The sequence below is a fragment of the Polyangium sorediatum genome, assembly GCF_029946465.1.
Lineage (GTDB): Bacteria > Myxococcota_A > Polyangia > Polyangiales > Polyangiaceae > Polyangium > Polyangium fumosum.
This window is the reverse complement of record NZ_JARZHI010000025.1, coordinates 1-15,988: the sequence shown is the minus strand read 5'-3', so window position 1 is coordinate 15,988 and position 15,988 is coordinate 1. Positions and strand designations below refer to the sequence as shown.

General features: G+C 68.9%; 16 protein-coding genes. 6 read left to right on the top strand and 10 right to left on the bottom strand.

Going from position 1 to position 15,988, the window contains the following annotated elements:
* Position 1 precedes the first annotated feature (1 nt).
* Complete coding sequence (gene holA, locus QHF89_RS25905) at positions 2-1,063, bottom strand: DNA polymerase III subunit delta (protein ID WP_136970111.1); 1,062 nt, start codon at positions 1,061-1,063, stop codon at positions 2-4.
* A 54-nt stretch (positions 1,064-1,117) separates the two neighbouring features.
* Here holA and QHF89_RS25900 point away from each other — a divergent pair, with 54 nt between their 5' ends.
* Entirely contained in the window at positions 1,118-1,861 is a 744-nt protein-coding gene (locus QHF89_RS25900; protein WP_136970110.1) for a YqjF family protein, read from the top strand.
* A 4-nt stretch (positions 1,862-1,865) separates the two neighbouring features.
* Here QHF89_RS25900 and QHF89_RS25895 read toward each other — a convergent pair whose 3' ends face one another.
* The 5 genes from QHF89_RS25895 to QHF89_RS25875 all read right to left on the bottom strand — a co-directional run bounded on the left by QHF89_RS25895 (position 1,866) and on the right by QHF89_RS25875 (position 7,472).
* Positions 1,866-3,596 carry a hybrid sensor histidine kinase/response regulator gene (locus QHF89_RS25895; protein WP_136970109.1) on the bottom strand — a complete coding sequence of 577 codons (1,731 nt, stop codon included), beginning with the start codon at positions 3,594-3,596 and terminating at the stop codon, positions 1,866-1,868.
* A complete protein-coding gene (locus tag QHF89_RS25890) occupies positions 3,593-3,985 on the bottom strand; it encodes a circadian clock KaiB family protein (RefSeq protein ID WP_136970108.1) in 393 nt (130 codons plus the stop codon). The genes QHF89_RS25895 and QHF89_RS25890 overlap by 4 nt, the downstream gene beginning before the upstream one ends.
* A gap of 10 nt (positions 3,986-3,995) precedes the next feature.
* A complete protein-coding gene (locus tag QHF89_RS25885; protein ID WP_136970107.1) occupies positions 3,996-4,310 on the bottom strand; it encodes a circadian clock KaiB family protein in 315 nt (104 codons plus the stop codon).
* Positions 4,307-6,058, bottom strand: a complete 1,752-nt coding sequence (gene kaiC / locus QHF89_RS25880; protein ID WP_136970106.1) for a circadian clock protein KaiC — start codon at positions 6,056-6,058, stop codon at positions 4,307-4,309. The genes QHF89_RS25885 and kaiC overlap by 4 nt, the downstream gene beginning before the upstream one ends.
* 256 nt (positions 6,059-6,314) lie before the next feature.
* Positions 6,315-7,472, bottom strand: a complete 1,158-nt coding sequence (locus QHF89_RS25875) for an acyl-CoA dehydrogenase family protein (RefSeq protein WP_136970105.1) — start codon at positions 7,470-7,472, stop codon at positions 6,315-6,317.
* A gap of 94 nt (positions 7,473-7,566) precedes the next feature.
* On the opposite strand from QHF89_RS25875, the gene QHF89_RS25870 reads away from it, so the two are divergent.
* Together QHF89_RS25870 and QHF89_RS25865 are read left to right on the top strand one after the other, a co-directional pair.
* Positions 7,567-7,725 carry a DUF4175 domain-containing protein gene (locus QHF89_RS25870; RefSeq protein WP_136927202.1) on the top strand — a complete coding sequence of 53 codons (159 nt, stop codon included), beginning with the start codon at positions 7,567-7,569 and terminating at the stop codon, positions 7,723-7,725.
* 52 nt (positions 7,726-7,777) lie between these two features.
* Entirely contained in the window at positions 7,778-8,659 is an 882-nt protein-coding gene (locus QHF89_RS25865; protein WP_284720941.1) for an MBL fold metallo-hydrolase, read from the top strand.
* 11 nt (positions 8,660-8,670) lie between these two features.
* Here the strand turns inward: QHF89_RS25865 and QHF89_RS25860 are convergent, their stop codons facing one another.
* Positions 8,671-9,633, bottom strand: coding sequence for an NYN domain-containing protein (locus QHF89_RS25860; protein WP_136970104.1), 963 nt, complete (start codon positions 9,631-9,633; stop codon positions 8,671-8,673).
* 341 nt (positions 9,634-9,974) lie between these two features.
* Between QHF89_RS25860 and QHF89_RS25855 the strand changes: the two genes are divergently transcribed.
* Together QHF89_RS25855 and QHF89_RS25850 are read left to right on the top strand one after the other, a co-directional pair.
* Complete coding sequence (locus QHF89_RS25855; RefSeq protein ID WP_136970103.1) at positions 9,975-11,597, top strand: FHA domain-containing protein; 1,623 nt, start codon at positions 9,975-9,977, stop codon at positions 11,595-11,597.
* 45 nt (positions 11,598-11,642) lie between these two features.
* Positions 11,643-12,734 carry a formylglycine-generating enzyme family protein gene (locus tag QHF89_RS25850; RefSeq protein ID WP_136970102.1) on the top strand — a complete coding sequence of 364 codons (1,092 nt, stop codon included), beginning with the start codon at positions 11,643-11,645 and terminating at the stop codon, positions 12,732-12,734.
* Here the strand turns inward: QHF89_RS25850 and QHF89_RS25845 are convergent.
* On the bottom strand, positions 12,731-12,916 hold the full coding sequence (locus QHF89_RS25845; protein WP_136927198.1) for a hypothetical protein: 186 nt from the start codon (positions 12,914-12,916) through the stop codon (positions 12,731-12,733). The two genes, QHF89_RS25850 and QHF89_RS25845, sit on opposite strands and share 4 nt — an antisense overlap.
* 53 nt (positions 12,917-12,969) lie before the next feature.
* On the bottom strand, positions 12,970-13,782 hold the full coding sequence (locus QHF89_RS25840) for a hypothetical protein (protein ID WP_136970101.1): 813 nt from the start codon (positions 13,780-13,782) through the stop codon (positions 12,970-12,972).
* Positions 13,783-13,904: 122 nt separating this feature from the next.
* On the opposite strand from QHF89_RS25840, the gene QHF89_RS25835 reads away from it, so the two are divergent.
* Positions 13,905-14,348 carry a hypothetical protein gene (locus QHF89_RS25835; RefSeq protein ID WP_136970100.1) on the top strand — a complete coding sequence of 148 codons (444 nt, stop codon included), beginning with the start codon at positions 13,905-13,907 and terminating at the stop codon, positions 14,346-14,348.
* Positions 14,349-14,357: 9 nt separating this feature from the next.
* On the opposite strand, the gene QHF89_RS25830 is transcribed toward QHF89_RS25835, so the two are convergent.
* Entirely contained in the window at positions 14,358-15,782 is a 1,425-nt protein-coding gene (locus QHF89_RS25830; protein WP_136970099.1) for a hypothetical protein, read from the bottom strand.
* Positions 15,783-15,988 lie beyond the last annotated feature (206 nt).

Sequence of the window (15,988 nt, the reverse complement as noted above, 5' to 3'; positions counted from 1 at the left end):
CTCACCGGCACATCGAAATCACCATCGTCTCGAGCACCGCCTGCGGCGTGCGTTTCGAGCCCTTGAGCGCTCGATCCGCCTCCGCGAGCAGGCGCACCCACGTGGGCAAGGTCCCGCGCGGCAGCGATTTCAACGTCTGCGCCGTCTCCTGCGCCTTGAACGGCGGAATGCCCGCGCGCGCGGCCGCCTCGTTCACGTTCGCCCCCGCCCGCAGCGCCGAATCCATCTTCACCATTTTCCGCACGTTCGAGGCCACGAGCCCGAGCAGCGGCAGCCCGCCGTCCTTCGAATCCACGACCTCCGCGAGCACCGCGAGCGCCTTGTCGAGCCGCCGCCGCGTGAGCGCGTCGACGAGGTCCCACACCGAGCCCGGCCGGACCTTCATCACCATCGTCACGACCGCGTCCTCCGTGATCGGCTTGCCCTCCCCGACGAACAAACTCAGCCGCTCGATCGCGTCCGCCACGTAGCCGAGCTCCGGCCCGGCGATCTCCGCCAGGTGATCGGCCACGTCCGGCGCGATGTCGTGCCCTCGCTCCTTGGACATCTGCCGCACCACGGTCGGCAGCGCTTTGCGGCTCACGGGCTCGCAGTTGACGAGGAAGTCCTCCTTCTTCGCCGCCGTCACGATCTTGCGTTGCGCATGGAGCTTCGACGCCGACAGCACGAGCACCGTCGACGAGGCCGGCGCCTTCGCGTACTCGGCGAGCGCGTCGAGGGGGCTCGCGTCTTTCGCCCCGCGTTTGCCCTCCGAGGCGCTCTTGCCGCCGCCCTCGTCGTCGTCGCTGTCGCCCTTCTTCTCCCAGCGCTCGAGGCCCCGCGCCAGGACGAACCTGCGCTTGGCCATCATCGGCACCATCTTCGAGGCCGAGAGGACCGCGTCCACGCTCGCCTCGCCGGCGGTGAACTTGTCCTCGTTGAAGCCCGCGATGCCGCCGAGCATCGTCGCCTCGCGGAGGGCGTGCACCACCTTGTCGGCGAGGTACCGCTCCTCGCCGAGCACGAGGTAGACGGGCCGCAGGGTCCCTTTTGTGGCTTCCTGGATGGCTTGCTCGGGCGTCACGGGTGTCCTCGTTCGTCCCTTCGGAGGGGCGCGTCAAGCGCGGGAAGAGGTACCATGTCCCCCACCATGATCGACCGCCTCTCTCCGGCCGAACGTCCGCCGGGCCGGCCCGCCGGCTTCCAGCGGTGGCGAACCCTGCTTTTCCTGCACTGGGAGGTGCCGGCCGAGGCGATCACGAGGCTCCTGCCCCCCGAGCTCTCGGTCGACACGTTCGAGGGAAAAGCGTGGGTCGGGGTCGTGCCCTTCACGATGCGGGACGTCGCGCCCCGCTGGTCGCCTTCGGTTCCGGGGGTCTCCCATTTCCACGAGCTCAACGTCCGCACGTACGTGCACCTCCGTGGCAAGGATCCGGGCGTCTGGTTCTTCAGCCTCGACGCGGCCGCGACGATTGCGGTGGCCGTCGCGCGCGCCGGCTGGCACTTGCCGTACCACCGCGCCTCGATGACGCTCGACATCGCGGGGAACACCGTCGATTACCGGAGCAAGCGCCTCTTCCCCGGCCCCACGCCGGCTGAATTCGAGGCGCGGTACCATATCGGAGACTCGATCGGCTCCGCCAAACCCGGCACGCTCACGCATTTCTTCGCCGAGCGGTACATCCTTTACGCTCGCACCCGCTCGGGTTTGTCGCTCGGGCGCGTCCACCACGTGCCGTATCCGCTCCACGAGGTGAAGGTCGAATCGTGGCGCGACGGAATGGTCGCGGCCGCGGGCTTGCCAGCGCCCGCAGGCGAGCCGCTCGCGCTCTACAGCCCCGGCGTCGACGTCGACGTCTACAAGCTCGTGCCCGTCGTTTGAATCTCTACGGGCTCCGCGCGCCGTTTTTTTTCGCGCGCGTGAGCAGCCCCGCCAGCACCTGCGGATCGAGCGGCTTCATGAGCTGATGATCGATGCCTGCCTCCTCGGCCTTGTGTCGATCCGCCTCCTGCCCATAGCCACTCACGCCGATCACCAGCGCCTTCGACGTTGGCCTCGTCGCGCGCAGCCGCCGCGCGACCTCGAACCCGTCCATGCCCGGCAGGCCGATGTCGACCAGCACCACATGCGGGCGGAACGTCGCCGCCAGCGTCACGCCCTCCTCGCCGCTCTGCGCCGCCCGCACGTCGTAGCCCCAGAGCCCGAGCAGCTCGGAGAGCATGTCCGCCGCGTCCGCGTTGTCCTCCACGACGAGCGCTCGTTGCGCGTTCGCAGGAGCCTCCTCGGCCGGGGGCGCTTGCGCGCTCAGGCCGTCGCGCCGCACGTGCGGCAGGCGCACCACGATCTCCGAGCCCTTGCCCATGCCCTCGCTCCGCGCCTCGACCGAGCCCCCATGCATCGTGATCAGGCTCTTCACGAGCGTGAGGCCGATGCCGAGCCCGCCCTGCGATCGATCGAGCGTGCGTTCGCCCTGTACGAACAGATCAAAGACACGCGGCAGGAGATCCGCGGGCATCCCGATCCCGTTGTCCTTCACGGTCGTGGTCACGCCCGCCTTGTCCTGCTCGACCGAGAGCGCGATCTGCCCGCCGCGCTCGGTGTACTTCGCCGCGTTGTTCAGCAGGTTCACGATCACCTGCTCGAGCCGCGTCGGATCGCCCTGCACGAGCACCGGCGCCGCCGGCAGCGTCACCACGAGCGTGTGGCCCGAGGCGTCGATGAGCGGCCGCGCCGCGTCCATCGCGCTCCGCACGATCGTCCCGAGATCCACGAGCATCGTCTGCAGCGTGATCGTCCCGCGCGTGATGCGCGAGACGTCGAGCAGATCGTCGACGAGCCGCGACAGGTTGCGCGCCTGCCGCTCGATCACGCTCCGGAACCGCTCGACCCGCGCGTCGCCTTGCGTCGACATGCGGATCATCTCCGCCGCCGTCAGGATCGGCGCGAGCGGGTTGCGCAGCTCGTGCCCCAGCATCGAGAGGAACTCGTCCTTGCGCCGATCGGCCTCGCGCAGCGCCTCGTTCGCCTTCACGAGCTCGGCCGTCCTCGCCGCGACGCGCGCTTCGAGCTCGTCGTTCACCTGCCGCAGCGCCGCCTCCGCTGCCTTGAGCGGCGTCAGATCCGTCGCGACCCCGGTGAACGTCGGGTCTTCCTCGCCCGCGTCCCGGATCGACAGCATCACCGGCAACTGCGCGTCGCTTGCTTGCATGAACGACACCTCCCCTTTGGCGCTCCCGCCCTTGGCCTGCGCGAGCAGCGTGGAGAGCGCCTCTGCCTGTTCGGGCACGACGAACCCCGACAGCGACGCGCCGAGCACCTTGCCGAGCGGGCGCTCGAGCATCTCGGCGAGCTTGCGGTTGGCGAAGAGGATCGTCCCGTCCCCGGTGATCGTCATCGCGCCCTCGTTCAGGCTCTCCAGCAGCGTCCGGTGCGCGTGGTCGGCGCCTTTCAGCACGAAGACCTGCGGCGTGCCGTCGGCGGCGACCACGAGCGCGTCCACCTCGCCGGCGCGGATCGCCGCCAGCGTGGCTTCGGCTTCTTCGACCCGCAGGATGAGGTCGTGCGCGACGATCGGGGCCGGAGGTTGGGTGCTCGCATCGGCGTCCTTCTTCGTCATGGATCCCCCGGTTCGTGTGCAGGAAGCCCGAGACCCACGAGGACACGCTGGACACCGGAGAGCGAGCCGATGATGCGCTGCACGGGCAGCGGCCGCTCTCGCACCAGCGTCGGCGCGGCGATGATTTGCGCGTCGCGCGCGAGCCACGGTTCCTGGTTCAGATCGTGCACCTCGAGATCGTAGCGACCCGCGAGGTGCTCATCGCAGAGCCTCCGCACGTTGCGGATCGCCCGCCGCGAACGGGGGGAGTTGCCGACGACGTAGAGCCGGAGGACGTACGTCTCCGGGGGATCGTCAGCGAGCGCCTTCTCCCAGAAGTCCGCCGTGTCTCCCGAGGCCGTTCGGGTGGTTTCTTCGCGGCGCTCGTCGTCTTGATCGCTCCCCCCCATGGTCGTTCTTTCAACGAGGCCGGATGTCGAGACCCACGAGCACACGCTCGGTGTTCGACAGGTCCCCGATGATCTTCCGGATCGGCTCGGGCAGCCGCCGCACGAGCGTGGGGATCGCCAGGATTTGATCCCCCTCCGCGAGCTGCGGGTGCTGGAGCAGATCGACGATCTCGATGCGGTACTTCCCTGCGAGGTGCTCCTCGCAGAGCCGCTTCAGGTTGGAGAGCGCGAGGAGCGACTTCCGCGTCTGGCCCGCGATGTAAAGCCGTAACTCCCAGATTTCGGCGCTCCCTTCGGGTTGGATTCCGTTTCCGAGGCTCGTCATCCGGTACCTCCCGTCTGCTGCTTGCTCGTGTCCGCGTTCCGGAGACGGGCCCTCTGTTCACGGTCGTGACGGAGGGTCGTCTCGCGGTGCTTGTCCTGCTCCACGATGGCCAGGACCTCCTGCTCCTCCGCCTCGAACTCTGCCCGCAGCGAGAGGATCTGTGCCTCGACCTGAGCACGCTTCCGCGCGAGCTCACGCTGCTTGCGCTCGATCGCTTGCTGCCGCGTGATCGCGTCCGCGCGCTCTTGCGCCTCCTGCGCCTGTCGCGCCGACCCCGTGAGCACCCCCGCGGGCCCCACGTAGACGTCGAGCAGATCGATCCCGTGGTCGCCGAGGTGGAACTCGCGCACCTGGTTCGAGTGCGACATGCCCCTCGACTTGAGCACGTAGAGCCCCCGGTTCCGCTCTCCGCTTCCTTCGAGGAATTGCACGAGCAGCCACGTATCCATGAGCGACGAGATCCCGACGTCCGTCTCCTCCAGCGCGCCGCTGCCGGCCGTCAGGCTCGTGAAGATCGCAGTGATCCCGCGGCTCTTCAGGAAGTCGACGAGTCGCATGAGCATCGCGCGCACCTCGAAGGTCGTCGCCACCATGGAGAAGTTCGTCACGTGATCGATCACGACGACGCTCGGCTCGAAGGACTCGACGAGCCGGTGCATGTTCGCGAGGTGCATCTCCAGTCCGAAGAGCGTCGGACGGGAGGCCTTGAAGAGGAGCCGGCCCTGGTCGAGCCACGGCTGGAGGTCGACGCCGATCGAGCGCATGTTGCGCACGAACTGTCCCTGCGACTCCTCGAACGCGAAGTAGAGGCACCGCTCGCCGCGACGGCAGGCGTTGTGGACCACGTGCGCCGCCAGGCTTGATTTGCCCGTGCCCGCGGTCCCCGAGATGAGCACGCTCGACCCGCGGTAGATGCCTTTGCCGCCGAGCATGGCGTCGAGGCGCGGCACGCCGGTCGACATGCGCTCCTCGGAGGCGTTGTGCTCGAGCCCGAGCGAGGTCACGGGCACGACCGAGATGCCGCCGGCGTCGATGAGGAACGGATATTCGTTCGTCCCGTGCATCGTCCCGCGGTATTTGACGACGCGCAGGTAACGCGTGGCGACCCGCTCGTGCACGCGTTGTTCGAGCAGGATCACGCAATCGGAGACGTACTCCTCGATTCCGTGCCGCGTGAGGGTGCCGTCGCCGCGTTCGGCCGTGATGACCGCGGTCACGCCGCGATCTTTCAGCCAGCGGAAGAGCCTTCGGAGTTCGGAGCGCAGGATGGCCTCGTCGCCGAGCGCCGAGAACAAGGTCTCCAGCGAGTCGATGACCACGCGCTTCGCCCCGACCGAGTCGATCGCATAGGCGAGCCGCACGAAGAGGCCATTGAGATCGTAGTCCCCGGTCTCGAGGATCTCGCTCCGCTCCACGTGCACGTAGTCGATCGCCAAAAGCTTGCGGGCGATGAGCGCGTCGAGGTCGAAGCCGAGCGAGGCGACGCTCTGCGCGAGCTCCACGGCCGTCTCCTCGAATGCGAGAAAGACCCCTGGCTCGACGTGCTCGGTCGCGCCGCGGACCAGGAACTCCATTGCGAAGAGCGTCTTGCCCGAGCCCGCGCTCCCGCATACCAGCGTGGTGCGTCCTCTCGGGAGTCCCCCGACCGAGATTTCATCGAATCCCTTGATACCGGTCGGAGTTTTTTTCAGAACATTGGATGATTCTATCGAAGTATCAACAATCTTCGCAGATTCGTATGTGTCCATACGAGCCCAACTCCCAATCGATAGGTCAATCGGTCACGTATCGGCCCAAGCCGATACGCTCGTGCCCCTACGGAACCCGCGGGCTCCGTAGGCGGCATATCCTTTCTTCGATTTCCCCCATCGTACAGGTGCAACCCGCTGTGCAAGACAGGATACGGATTGTCACGGCTCCTCAACATCCCGTCCGTTCAACGATGACAATATCGTAGGAGGAGGAGGGTATGTTGTCGAAAGAAAATCGCTCGCCGTGTAGGCCCTAATCCTGCTTGACCTTCCGCAGGAGTTCCTTCGTCAAATTCTTCTGGTGCGACTCCAGCGTGCCTCCGCCGATTTCGAGCAGCTTCGCGTCGCGCAGGAACCGCTCGACCTTGTACTCGTTGCAGTACCCCCAGCCGCCGAGGACCTGCATCGCGTTGTCGGCGACCTCCTTGCCCACCGGCGCCGCGAAGAGCTTCGCCGCGTCCGTGCCGATGCGGTTGCGTTTGGCCGGGCCGACGTCCCGCGCCACGCAGTAGACGAGCGTCCGCGCGGCCTCCGTCTTCGCGAAGCTCTCGCCGATGTATCGCTGGATCTGCCCGTGCTCCGCGATCGACTTGCCGAAGCTCGTCCGCTCCGCCGCGTACTGCACCATGATGTCGAGGCAACGATCCGCGATGCCGAGGCTCATCGCCGCCAGCGTGAGCCGCTCGAGCTCCAGGTTGCGCATCATGTTGCGCACGCCCCCGCCCACCGTGCCGAGCACGTTCTCCGCCGGCACGAAGACGTCCTCGAGCATGAACTCGCTCAACGTGCTCGCGCGCATGCCCATCTTCTCCGTCTTCTTTCCGACGGAGAACCCCGGCGTGTTTCGCTCGACGACGAACGTCGTCACCGCGTTCTCGACCTTCGCGTAGACGATGAACACGTCCGCATCGACCGCGTTCGTGATGAGCGCCTTGTGGCCCTTGATCACGAACCCGTCACCCTCGCGCCGCGCCGTGGTGCGCATGCCGAGCACGTCGGTGCCGCTCGACGGCTCCGTCATGCCCATCGCGCCGATCCATTCGCCCGAGATCACCTTGGACAACCAGCGCTCGCGCTGCGCTTCGTTCGAGGCGTAGTAGAAGTTGTTCACGAAGAGCACCGCGTGCGCGAGGTACGCGAGGCAGAAGCCCGGATCGCTCTTCGACAGCTCGTGGTGCACGACGACCGAGCCCACGGCGTCCATGCCCGCGCCCCCGTCCTTCTCCGGGATCGTGAGGCCGAGCAAGCCGAGCTCGCCCGCCTGCCGGAGCAAGGGGACGTTCAGCGTGCCCTTGCGATCATGCTCTTCCGCCTGCGGCTCCACCACGTCGCGGACGAAGTTCCGCACCATCTGGCGCAGCATCCGGTGCTCTTCGGTCGGGTTCTCGAGGTCGAAGACGACGTCGCTCATGCGCGCGACACTAGCACGAGAGCCACCGCCACCGTCCTCATGCGAAGCACCTTCCCACGCAGGTCGGGCACGCCCTTCGCAACGGCGCCGGACGATGCTGGTCTTCTGGGGACTCACCATCGGCGCCTTCCTCGCCTGGCTGCTCGCTGTGACGGGCGTCTACCAGGCAGGCCCGTGGATCCACGTCCTGCTCGTCATCTCCATCGCCTTCGCCGTGACGGGCCTCCTGTTTCGCCCGATCGGCCGGCGCTGAGGAAACGAGGAAAACCTTTCCTGCGCCGCGCCGTGGGCCTATATCCGCGCCCGTGCGCCCCGAGAGCCTGTTTTTCCGGCCGGATGACCTCGTCCTCAGGGGCGCGGCCGGCCGCCCCCCCGTCACGGTCCGCTGGCTCGGCACGGCGGGCTTCGAGATCACCTGCGAGGACCACGTCGTCCTGCTCGACCCCTACGTCACGCGCGCCTCGCTCACCCGGTGCATCACCTCCCCGCTCGCCCCGGATCTCGGCGCGATCGGTCGCTACATCAGCCGCGCGGACGCGGTGATCGTCGGCCACACGCACTTCGACCACGCCCTCGACGTGCCCGCCATCGCCAAGCGCACCGGCGCCCGTGTCTTCGGCTCCCGCTCCGCCGCCGCGCTTTGCCACGCCGCAGGCGTGCCCGAGGCCCGCGTCGACATGGTCGAGCGCGCGCCCGGACAAACGCCGATCGTCCGCGAGGTCGGCCCCTTCCGCCTGCGCTTCGTGCCGAGCGCGCACTCGCGCTTCGCCCTCGGCCGCGTGCCGTTCCCCGGCGACATCGACGACTGCGACGCCGTCCCCGTCCGCGCCGAGGGCTACCGCTGCGGGGCCGTCTTCCGCGTCGAGATCGAGGTCGCCGGCCGCACGATCGTCCACCTCGGCAGCGCCGAGCTCTTGCCCGACGAGCCCGCGCCGCGGCATGTCGACCTGCTCCTGCTCTGCGTGGCGGGCTGGCGCAGCGGGGTCGATCTGCCCGAGCGCGTGATGCGCGCCGTCTCGCCCGCGGCCGTGCTCCTCTCGCACTGGGACGATTTCTTCCGGCCGCTGCACGCGCCCGTGCGCGCCTTGCCGGCCGTGGGCCTCGGCCCGCTCGCCGAGCGCCTCACGCGCGCGTCGCGGGACGTGCGCGTCGGCGCGCTCCCGCTGCTCGGCGACCTTTTCCTTTGACCTGAAAGGGCCTACTCGTCGCGCGCCCGGATCGCCGCGTTTCCGTCGGGCGCGTGGTAGACCTCGATGACCCGCGAGGTCACGAGGTGCTCGAGCATGCGGCGACGCGCGTCGGGCGAAGGATCGAGCCGGTTCGATTGCCAGCGCGTCACGAAGTAGTTCGCCCCGACGTACCCGTTGCGCAGCCTGCGCTCGGCCGCGCGTAGCTCCTCGATGAACACCGACTCGTCCTCCGACGGCTGGTACGAGGGCGGCGCGGATTCGCCCGCCTCCGGGTCTCCGTTTTGCGGGTCCTCGCACTCCTCGTGGATCGCCTCGCGGGGCACCGACCCTGCGGGCGGCGTCGGCACGGCGGGGGGAATGTCCTCGCTCGCCCAGCGCGGCTCGGGCCCGGGCGGCGCGGGCGGCCCGGAGCCCTCGGTATCCTCGAAAAACGAGATCCCTTCGAGCAGATCGATGTGATCGAACGCCGCCTTGCGCAGCCGAATCGACAGCCCTGCGCGCCCCCAGGTCGATACGTAGGCCTGGCGGCCGAGCTGCCGCACGCCCTCGACCGCCGGCGCGTGATCGGAGTCGCCCGAGACGAGGACGAGCACGTCGAACGCGTTGACGGCCGCGAGACGGAGCATGTCCGCGACCATCGAGGTGTCGACCTCTTTTTCCTGCGTATACCGGTTCTCTGCGCCGCACGCGGCACACTGGAACATCGTCGTTTTTCGTGGGAAACGCTTCACGAAAAAGCCGGGCTGCACTTCGAGCATGTCGAGGAAGCCCGCGAGCTTCTTCTGCCCTTCGGTGACCGCGGCCGAGCCGATCTCGATGCCGGTATAGTAATAGGCGCCCCAAAGCAACGAGCCGCCCACGCGATCGACCAGCCAGCGCGAGAGTTTCGGAAACGCGAGCCTCCGACCTCCGGCCTCGTCACGCCATCCGGAGTGGAAATTCTTGCCGTCGAAGAAAATACAGACGCGCATCTCACCGCCGCTTGAACCAAAGAAAACCGGTGCCCCCCGGGGAAACCGGTCACGGTCATTCGAGCGATCCCTTCACGCGATCGCGGGGCGGGTGTCTTAGTCCGAGGCTCCTCATCCGGTCAACCCGCTCTACGGCCGAAAAAAACGGCTTCTGCGATGCAGGACGCTCGCCCACCGGGCCCGCTCACGCTTTCTCCGTCATCGCAGTGTTATGGTCGGCCGTACCCTCGATCCGATGACGCGTTGACGGCGCAGCGCTCCGTCCCGCTTGTGCCTCATTTGGCAGCACCCAAACGATCTCGACTCGCGCCTGGGCCTCTGCCGGGTATTCTTGGGGGCGCATGCCCGGTCCTGCCCTCGATCTTTCGCTCGCGCTCGACGTCCGGAGTGTCGCTCCGGGCGCCCCGCAGCGCGCGCACCTCGTCGTCGAGGTCTCGGCCGCGCTCCCCGAGGACGAACGGCACGAGCGACCGCCGCTCGCGCTCGTGTTCGCGATCGACGTCTCCGCGTCGATGTGGGGCCAGCCGATGGAGCAGGTCGTCCGTTCCATCGAGCGGATGGTGGAGCTGCTCGATCCCACCGATCGCGTGGGGATCGTCTCGTTCTCCGAAGGCGCGGAGGTCGTCGCGGAGCTCGAACAGCTCGACGCGGCCGCGCGCCGCAGGCTCGCGGGTAGCTTGCGTCGCATCGATCCCGAGGGCGGCACCGACATGGAGAGTGGTCTGCGCGTGAGCCGCAGCGCGCTCGGACCCCGCGTGCCCGCGGAGCGACGGGGCATCCTCCTGCTCAGCGACGGCGATCCGACGCTCGGGGATCGGCGCCCCGAGGCGCTCGCCGAGATCGCGGCCTCGTTTCGCGCGGACGCGGCGGTCTCCACGCTCGGCTACGGCGAGGAGCACAACGAGGACATCCTGCGGCGCATCGCGGTCGCGGGCGGCGGCCAGTATTATTACGTGCGGGATCCAGCGCTCTGCGCGACCGAGCTCGCGCTGGCCGTGGGCGCGACGGGCGACGCGGTCGCGGAGGGCGTGTCGGTCGATGTTTCGCCTGCGCGCGGCGTCGACATCATCCGCATCGCGGGCGACGTGCGCGTGCGCAAGACCATGGGCGCGGCGCGCGTGGAGATGCCGGACCTCCAGCCGGGCGAACGCGCGTCGCTGGTCATCGAGCTCGTGATCGAGCCAGGCGCCTCGGTGCACGGGGCCTTCGAGGTCGTGAAGACGCGCCTCGCGCATCGCCGCCCCGGCGCGACGGACGTCCACGTCCTCGAGCGCGTGATCGGGGTCGACGTGCAGCCCGGCCCTCCCGAGCGCGACCCTGCGGCGCGCGCGCGTGTGCTCGTCGCGCTCGCGGAGGAGGCGCGCACCGCGGCGCGTGTGCTCGCCGATCAGAGCTCGTTCGAGCTGGCAGCGGCGCTGCTCCGGCGCGCGGTGGACGGCATGCGCGCGGAGGCCGATCTCCAAGCGGAGGACGGCACGCCGCTCGGCGAGACGATCGCGCAGCTCGCGGAGGAGGCGGAGGTGCTCGCGAAGAAGCCGAACCCTGCGGCGTATCGCCTCTTCCGCAAGGCCCAGGCGGGCCGCGCCGCTGCGGCCTCGCGCCGCGCGGGGGCGAGCCAGGCGGGCCCCCTCAGCCGCCGCGCCATGGCCACGGTCGCCGGGAACCTCCCCCGCGCCCGCCTGCTCGTCGTGAAGGGCCAGGGCCCGAAGGACGGGTATCGCCTCGAAGGTACGACGATCACGATGGGCCAGACGAACCAGGCGCAGATCCGCCTCGAAGGCAACGACGTGTCGCGGGAGCATTGCTCGATCGTGGGCCAGGACGGCAAGTTTTACCTGACCGACCTCGGGGGCGGCAGCGGCACGTTCGTCAATGGCAAGAAGCTCACGGCGCCGGCGGCGCTCAAGCCTGGGGACGTGATCGGGGTCGGGGACTACGAGCTCAAATACGAAGAAGAACGGTAGTGGAAAGGCCCGCCCGGGCCTCGTGCGTTCCGGCTTTTGCTTTCCATGCGCCTCGATCCTCGCCCTGCCTTGCTCGTCGCCGCCCTCACCTCGACCGCTGCGGGCTACCTCGCCGCATGCAGCTCCTTCGAGGCCCAACCGACCGGCGGGGACGCCGTGCCGAGCACCACGGAGGCCGCTCCGGCGAGGTCCACGTTGCCCGTGGTCGCGGAGGCCGTCGTGGAGGCGGTCGCGGAAGCAGGAGCGGGAGCGGACGCGGAGGCGGAAGGGGGAGCGGATGCCGAGGCGGACGCGGACCCGGCAGCGATTGCGGACGCGGGAGCGGACGCGGACCCGGCAGCGATTGCGGACGCGGGAGCGGATGCGGAGGTGGATGCCGGACCGCCGCCGGTTTGTCCTCCCGAGATGATCAAGTCCGGCCGCGCTTGCGTCGATCGCTGGGAGGCGCACCTCGCCACGAAGACCGTGGACGGCGTGGTGACGCCGTGGCCCCATTACGATCGCCCTGAGAAGGGTACGTTTTACCTCGCCATGAGCGGAGCGGGCTTCTACCCGCAGGCGTACATCAGCCGCGTCGAGGCGGCCGAGGCTTGCGCGCACGCGGGCAAGCGCCTCTGCAGCCGCGCCGAATGGACGCGGGCCTGCAAGGGCGGCAAGGGCTACCGGTATCCGTACGGCAACAAGGGCCAGCGCGGTGCCTGCAATACCGGCAAGCTCCACCTCCTCGAAAAGTTTTACGGCCGGAGCCGCGGCGCCTGGACGTACGAGGTCTTCAACGACCCGAAGCTCGACCGCGAGCCGGGGTTCCTCGCCAAGTCGGGCGAATACGAGACCTGCGGCAGCGACGAGGGCGCCTTCGACATGGTCGGCAACCTCCACGAATGGGTGAGCGACGCCGTCGGCTCCGATATCGAAGACGTCCTTTTGCGGGACGAGGTCGAGCGAAAGAAGCAGCCCTGGAGAGTGGGAAACGGCATCTTCATGGGCGGGTTTTTCAGCACCACCCTGGAGCACGGCCCGGGCTGCGCGTTCACCACGATCGCCCACGAGCCGACCTACCACGACTATTCGACGGGATTCCGCTGCTGCATGGACGCGCTCGGGGTCGAGAAGAAGCCCCGCAAGAAGAAGCGTTAATCCGACTTGGGCGCGGGCGCGGGCGTCCCGTCCGGCGCGGGCGTCCCGGGTGCTCCGTTCGTGGCGGTGGCGATCGGACCCGTGGGCGTGCTGGGCGGTTTGTCCTTGGGCAATGGCTCGCGGCATGCGGCGGCGAGCGTCAGGGCGGCGAGGAGGAGGCCATTGCAGATGACGGATCGCATCCCTCGGGTGTGACCCGACCGGCCTGCCTCGTCAATCGGGCAAGACCGACATATTAAGGCTCGGAGGCCGTCCCGGGCGGCGCGGCCGGGGGTGCGGTGAGCGGGCCTGCGGGGTCGGGCGGGGGCGGGGGAGGGGGCGCGCTCGGCGTGGGTTTGCGGGCCCGCTCGTCCTCGACGAGCTTCGCGAGCTGTTTTTGCAGCGATTGCTGCAGATCGATCCATTGCTCGTCGGCGTAGTCCTTGGCGCTCTTCGCGTAGATCGTCGCGTACGGCTCTCCGCGTGTATCCTCCTCGGAGACGTGGCCGTAGAGGTATCCATTCCGCACGTCCACGACGAACGCCTCGACGTACCCTTTCACCTCGGTATCGATGAACGGCACGAAGAGCACGGGCAAAAGCAGGGCGGTCGTGGCGACGAGGGGATTGGCGCCCAGGTTGCGGTAGCCGTGGTCCACGATGACGAGCACGTCGGTGTTCGCGCGGGCGGCCAGCAAGCGGAGCTTTTTCAACGAAATCTCGGCCGACGGTCCGTAGGGATACCCATTTCCATTCCCTTCGGAGACCCGCCGCTGGCCGGTGACGAGCAAGGACGGGATACGATAGATGCTGGTGACGCCGGGCAGCCTGCCGAACGCTCTTTCCAGGTCTCCGGCGACCTCCGGATCGAGCGTGTAATAGGCGAGCCGGATCGCGCCGGCGGGCATCTGGGGCCGGGCTTCGAACGCCTTGCGGATGTCCTCGTCGTCGATCTCGGCCTCGCGATCCATCTCGAAATTCGTATTTCGCGCGGGCGTGTAGCTGAACCCGCAGCCCGTGAGGGCGGCGAGCGCGACGGCGCAGAGGGCGAGAGGGGCGAGGCGGGGCATGGCGGTCCTTTCGGTGCGGGAGAACGGCGCCCGCGGCGTGAGCTTACACGCGTATCCGCGCGGCGTACCACGTCTCGATCCCCCTTCCGTCCTTTCGAGTTCCATGCTCACCATGGGGAAGCATGGCCGACGTCCTGTCCGATCGTGGGCAATGGAAAGAGTCCTGGAAGACGGACGCTTGGGATCTCCTCATGACGAGCCCTGCGTACGGCGTGTTTTTCACCCGCGTCTCGGGGCACGCGGACCTCGACTGCGCGCTGCATGTGATGCGCGCGTTCGACCGCCTGGCGTCGCACACGCTGGGCGACATCGAGGTCTTCCACGATTGGGAGCTCGTTGCGGGCTACGACAGCATCGTGCGGCAGGAGTTCGTGCGCTGGGCGCAGGAGCACCCGAAGCAGGGAGACGCGCACGTCCTGGTGAAGTCGCGTATCGTGGCGATGGGCGTCTCGGTCGCGAACGTCGCGCTCGGCGGCCGGATCAAGGTCTATGCCGACCGCCCCAAGTTCGAGCGGGCCCGGACCGAGACGATCGCCGGCAAACGCAGGGCTTCCATTCCGGGCTAGCCGCCCGCCTCAGGGCGCCGCGTCCTTGCAGCACCGCGCCCCGGTCGAATAATCGAGGTAGCTCCGCGGATGGGCCGTCACCACCGCGTCGCAGCCCGACCGCGTCGACCGCGCGTAAAACCCGCCTGCGAACGCCCCGCTTCCTTCGTCGACCCACTCGTCCAGGTTCCCGACCATATCGTAAATCGCATCGTTCCCCCAGCGGCTGCGGCAGGCCGGCGTCGCGCCCGTCCTCCGGAACAGCGGCGCCTCCCCGGCGCGCACGTGGTTCAATCGTGGATCGAGGTGCCCGATCGACGCATTGTCATGCAGAATCGCCGCCGGGTGCGCCTCCCGGAACACGTTGCACACCCCTTCCACGTACGTATCCCCGTACGGAAACGGCGTATCGTCCTGCCCCCGGCAAGCCATCACGAATTCCGGCAGCGTACACAGCCGCTTGCCCGCCGCCGCGCAGGCGCTCTCCGCCACGAGCCCCGTCAAATACCCGTTTGGCCGGGCCAATCGCCGCGGCACCGCCACCACGTTGAGCTTCTGCCCCCGCTGCCACCCTGGCAAAAACGGCAGCGGCATCGCCCGCGCGTGCACCCCGCCCACGCGGCTCCGCCCCGTCGACCAATCCCCCAGCGTGATCTCCATCAAATTCGGCGTCACCGGGAAATCCGGCGAAAGCTCCTCCCCGCTCGCCGTATCCACCAGCGTCGCCTCGAACCGATCCACGCAGAGCTTCCCCTGCACGAGCACCATCTCCGGCGGACACGGCCGCGGCGCCGTCGCCTTGACCTCCTCGACCTCCTCCGCGTCTTCCCCGCCGGCCCGCTCCACAGCCGCCCCGAGCCCCCGCACCACGCCGGCTTCCGGCACCACGTCCCGCCCCTCCGCGCGCGTCCCGAACCACCGCAACGACCCGTCCGTCGTCCACCCGGGCTCCCCCACCACGCACGTCCCCGGCGCTGCCAGCGCCTCCACCTCGACGAACGCGCCCGGCTTCCCCGACGGATAAAACCGCGGCCCCGCCGACCCGTCCTGACAAACCGCAGCCGCCACCCCTTCCGGCCAAGCCGCCGCCCCGACCTCACGCCCCTCCTCGTCCAGCCAAACGACAAACCGCCGCCCCTCGTCCGACAAAAGCGCCCCGCCTCCAGGTAGCCCTGACAAACGCACCCCCAGCTCCCCGGCCCGCACCTTCAGGGACGTCTTCGCCACCGGACCGAGCCGCCCGGCCCCGTCCACCACGAACGCCACCACCTCCTCGTCCGAGCCCACCCCCACGCCCGCCACGATCGCCCCACCCGCGCCCCGCTCCACTGCGGCAAACCCTGGCCGAACCGGCGAGGCCGCGCTCCGGGCCCGCCCATCCGACAGCGCCGGCGCCCCCACCTTCCCCTCCTCCAAAAGCCCCGCCACATGCAGCCGCCCCCCGGACAGCTCCATCAACATCCCCCTCCCTTTCCCCCCGACCAGCGCCGCCCCCTCCGGCCAAACCCGTCCCCGCCAAACCTCTGCCGTCCCACCTGCCGGCGCCACCCGCCCGACATCCCCCCGCGCCACCCACACCGCGCCCCCGACCTTCCCGATCCCCGCTACAGCCCCCGCGCCCCGCCCGCCCGCAAAAATCTCCTCCTTTGACAAACCCTCCC